The sequence below is a fragment of the Allobosea sp. 05T422_2 genome (assembly GCF_056396265.1).
The window spans coordinates 1-4123 of record NZ_JBFTLD010000398.1 but is presented as its reverse complement, the minus strand read 5'-3'; the positions used below and the strand labels follow the sequence as shown (position 1 = coordinate 4123).

Sequence of the window (4123 nt, the reverse complement as noted above, 5' to 3'; positions counted from 1 at the left end):
GGTCAATGTCGACCAGGAAATGGCGACGTTGATCGAGCTGCAGAACGCCTACGCCGCCAATGCCCGCATCATCTCCACGGTGAAGGAGATGATGGACATGCTGATGAGAGTCTGAGGGACGCCATCATGACGATTACCTCCTATGGCACCGGAGCCTATCGCGCGGCTAGGCCGAGCGAATTCGTCTCGACGCGGGCGAAATTCGATGATCTTCAGCGCCAGCTCGATACGGGCAAGAAGGTCACCAGCTACGGCGATCTCGGGATCGAGCGGCGCACCAGCCTCGACCTCAACGCCAAGAAGGCCTCGCTCGATTCCTGGCTCTCCGGAATCCAGCTTGCCGACGTCAATCTCAAGCTCTCGACCAAGGCGGTCGAGGGGTTTGCCAAGCTGACGGCCGAAACCAAGAACGACGCGCGTCCGGGCAGCTATGTCGAGAGCGCCAGCGGCCGTTCGGCGCCGCAGGTTCTGGCCGAGGAAAAGTTCAAGCAGGCGCTCGACCTGCTCAACACCAATGTCGGCGGGCGCTATCTGTTCTCGGGGCGGACCTCGGATACCGAGCCGGTGGTCAGCTATTCCCTGATCATGGATGGGGACGGCGCCGGCCGCGCCGGGCTGAAGCAGCTGATCGCCGAGCGCAAGGAAGCCGATCTCGGCCTGACCGGGCTCGGGCGCCTCACGGCAGGTGGCGCCGGCACGACGGCGACAATCGCGGAAGAGGCGGGCAATCCCAATTACGGCTTCAAGCTGAAATCCGCCACCACGACATCGGCGGGATTGGTCCCGACCTATACTGCGGGTCCGCCGGCCGATGTCTCCGTGAATGTCGCGGCTCAGCCGCAGCCCGGTGACACCTTGCGCTTCAAGGTCGATCTGCCCGATGGCACCCAGAAAGAGATCGTCCTGACGGCGCGGGCGGCCGGGAGCAATGGCAGCGCGACGGACACGTTCGAGATCGGTGCCGACGTCAATGCCACGGCTGCCAATCTGCGCGCTTCGGTTTCGGCCGCCTTCGGCAAGGAGGCTCAGACGACGCTGTCGGCCTCGTCGGCCCAGGTCGCGGCCAAGAACTTCTTCGATGGCAGTTCCAGCAATCCGCCGGTGCGGGTGCCGGGGCCGCCCTTCGCCACCGCGACGGCTGCGCCGGCGCCTGGAACACCGGCGAATACGGTGATCTGGTACCAGGGCGACGATGCGCCGGGCTCGGCGCGCGCGACGACGACGGTGCAGGTCGATCAGAGCGAGACCGTCGCCATAGGCGCACGCGCCAATGAGGAGGCCTTCAAGGTCGGGCTGGCGCAGTTTGCCGTATTCGCGGCCGAGACCTTCCCGGCCGGCGATCCCAACTCGAAGGGGCGTTACGAGGCCCTGGCCGAACGCGTCAGCAATACGATCGGCTACGGCACCGGCGTGCAGAAGCCGGCCGAGATCATCGTCGAACTCGGGACGGCCCAGAAGGCGATGGCGAGCGCCAAGGAGCGCCACACCGCCACCCAGAATTATCTGACGACGACGCTCGCCGGGGTCGAGGAGGTCACGACCGAGGAGGTTGCAACGCAGATCCTGGCACTACAGACACGCCTGCAGGCGAGCTACCAGACGACCGCGATTCTCTCGAAGCTGACGCTGACGAACTACATCTGACCCAGCCGAGACTTGGTGAAAACGAAAACGGCGCCAGAAACTGGCGCCGTTTTCGTTTGAGGGTTTGGTCGGTGTCGGACGCAAGGGCCGTCGGATCAGCGCCCGCGCAGGCCGGCGGCGATGTCGCGGTTGATGCCGATCAGCACGGTCAGGGATTCCGGGACCGGGTTGGCGGAGATGCGGAAGGTCTGGTTGAAGATGAAGTTGGCGAGGCCGAGGATGTTGCGCTTGATCTCGACCGGCAGCGGGTTGTCCTCGGCGATCACCGCAGAAACCAGCAGGGTCCAGAGCTTGCGGTTGTAGTTCAGGGCATCGTCGAGCTCGCGCTGGCGACCGAGCCAGTCATCGGCAACGGACTGAAGCCGGACGGCGGCTTTCAGGAGCAGGGATGCTTCGAGTTCGCGAGGGGAGACGGCAGACTGGGCAGTCCTGGCGGCAGAGGCGTACGCGTTAAACCCGTGTTGCATTCTCGATGAGTTCCGCTTCGTAGGCGATCAGCTGCTTTGCTGCCTTCAGGGCTTTGTACAGATCGCCGCTTAAGATGCGGTTATTGATCTCGGTCATATGCGGCAGGGAACTCGGGGCAGCCTTCATGAAATCGCGGACGAGCGCGAAATAGGTCTCGTGCTCATGCGTCGGATCCTGCGCCAGATACATCAGCTGGATGGCGAGATAGATCTTCTTCGCCGGCGTGTTGGCGGTGGTAGCTGTGAGGATGTCCTTCTCGCGCAGGATCGGCGCCTCGCCTTCGATGAAGAAGCGCGTGCGCTGCTCGTCGTTGCGGATCACCACCTGGCCGATGATGATGCGCTCGTTCGGCTTGAGCTCGACTTTGAGAGCCATGACGATCCTGCCTTCTGGCTTTTGGGAGGGGAGGTCGGGTGCTTCGGCGCGATCAGCCGAAGAGCCGGAGCACGCCCTGGTCGGCCTGGTTGGCCAGCGAGAGCGCGGTCTGCGAAAGCTGCTGGCGCGTGTTCAGTGCCAGCAGGCTTGCGCCTTCCTCGTTCGGATCGGCAAGGACGAGATTGTCGGCACCGATCTTCAGCGTATTCACTAGCTCCTTGGTGAAGTCCTGACGGGTCTGGGCGACCGAAAGGTTCGAGCCGAGCGTCGAGGCCAGCGACTTCAGCGAGGTCAGGGCGCCGGTCAGGGACTGGGTCGCCTTCTCCAGGTCGAGGTCGTTCTGGAAGTTGACGAAGCCAGCCAGCTGGGTGTTGACGGCCTGGTCGATGCCGAGATTGGCGGCGCTCAGGGTCGAACCCTGGATTTCCAGCTTGGTCTGGTTCGTGCCGGTCTTCTCGTTGAAGACGATCGAGAGGCGGTCGCCTGCGAGCAGGTTGATGCCGTTATAGCTCGAATCCTTGGCGAGCTTGTCGATCTGGTCGCGCAGGTCGTTGAACTGCTGGATCAGGTTCGAGCGGACGGCCGAGGTGACGTTCGACGAGGTGATCGTCGAGGTGCCGACGACGGCATCCAGCGCGCTGAAGCCGATCGCGGCGTTGTCTCCGCCTGCCTGGGCATCGGTGATTGCAGCACCACCGTTAGCGCCCGAGCCGAAACCAAAGGCGACGGTCTCGGAGCCGGTGCCCTTGACGTTGAGCTGGCCCTTCTCGTCGACGAAGGCTGTGGCAAGCCCGGACTTGTTGATCTCGTTAACGACATCCCGGACAGTCGTGTTCGCGGACGCAAAGGAGGCTGTGTAGGTGGTGGTGCCGACGGTGATCGAAATGCCGAGCGACGGCGTTGCTGTCGTGTCGATGCCGAGGTCGCCGGCGGAGGCGGGGGTCGCGGTGGAAACAGCCGTATCGCCGGCGCTGCCAATACGCTTGTCGAGCGCGATATCCTTGAGGCTCTTGCTGGTCACAGCCGCTTCGGTAGCGTTGGCGAGAGCCGTGCCGGCCTTGGTCGGGCGGTTTTGGGCCGCGTCGGCCTGGGCCTGCTTCACCGTCGATTGCAGCGACTGCACCAGCTTGGTGACGCCGTCGATACCCTTGGATGCCGACTGAATGGTCTGGATKCCGTTGGAGATGCCGTCGAGCAGGCCGGTGAGCTGGCTGGAGCGGTCGTTCAGCGAGGCCGAGGTGAAGTAGTTCACCGGGTTGTCGATGGCCGAGTTGACCTTCTTGCCGGTGGCGAGGCGATTCTGGATGACGCTCTGCTGCGCGGTGGTCTGCTGAAGCGTCAGGAGGTTGTTGCGCACGCCGCTGGAAAGAATCGTATTCGCCATCTTCGGTCCCCTGGAACGCGCGATTCGGCGCTGAGCCAAATTTTCTGGGCCGATAATCCCTTGTTAGGGATAACAAATGGTTAAACGAGGGATGCGGCGTGCTCCTCATGCCGTCCGTCAAATGCAAAAGAGGCGGAGCTTTCGCTCCGCCTCTTTTTGTCTTCGGCCCACATTCTGTGGGCGAGCCCRCTTCTGCGGACGAAGGATCAGAACAGGCGCAGGACCGCCTGGTCGCCCTGCGAGGCCATGGAG

Annotated in this window: 5 protein-coding genes; 2 read left to right on the top strand and 3 right to left on the bottom strand. The window is 63.4% G+C overall.

From position 1 onward, the window contains the following. A partial coding sequence (locus AC1DJT_RS34905; RefSeq protein WP_476835881.1) for a flagellar basal body rod C-terminal domain-containing protein occupies positions 1-115 on the top strand: 115 nt, incomplete at its 5' end. Between the two features lie 11 nt (positions 116-126). After that, positions 127-1644 carry a flagellar biosynthesis protein FlgL gene (locus AC1DJT_RS34900; protein WP_441506248.1) on the top strand — a complete coding sequence of 506 codons (1518 nt, stop codon included), beginning with the start codon at positions 127-129 and terminating at the stop codon, positions 1642-1644. 95 nt (positions 1645-1739) lie between these two features. Here AC1DJT_RS34900 and flaF read toward each other — a convergent pair whose 3' ends face one another. Genes flaF through AC1DJT_RS34885 form a run of 3 tightly spaced genes read right to left on the bottom strand, consistent with a single transcriptional unit; the run spans position 1740 to position 3871 of the window. Continuing rightward, a complete protein-coding gene (gene flaF, locus AC1DJT_RS34895; RefSeq protein ID WP_441506247.1) occupies positions 1740-2111 on the bottom strand; it encodes a flagellar biosynthesis regulator FlaF in 372 nt (123 codons plus the stop codon). Next, on the bottom strand, positions 2095-2487 hold the full coding sequence (gene flbT, locus AC1DJT_RS34890; protein WP_441506246.1) for a flagellar biosynthesis repressor FlbT: 393 nt from the start codon (positions 2485-2487) through the stop codon (positions 2095-2097). Before flbT ends, flaF begins: the two co-directional genes overlap by 17 nt. Before the next feature lie 52 nt (positions 2488-2539). Continuing rightward, positions 2540-3871 carry a flagellin N-terminal helical domain-containing protein gene (locus AC1DJT_RS34885; RefSeq protein ID WP_441506245.1) on the bottom strand — a complete coding sequence of 444 codons (1332 nt, stop codon included), beginning with the start codon at positions 3869-3871 and terminating at the stop codon, positions 2540-2542. Positions 3872-4123: the final 252 nt, after the last annotated feature.

Coding starts and splice junctions, on each gene's coding strand:
- AC1DJT_RS34900 (WP_441506248.1), top strand. CDS start 127: ATGACGATTACCTCCTATGGCACCGGAGCCTATCGCGCGGCTAGGCCG.
- flaF (WP_441506247.1), bottom strand. CDS start 2,111: ATGCAACACGGGTTTAACGCGTACGCCTCTGCCGCCAGGACTGCCCAG.
- flbT (WP_441506246.1), bottom strand. CDS start 2,487: ATGGCTCTCAAAGTCGAGCTCAAGCCGAACGAGCGCATCATCATCGGC.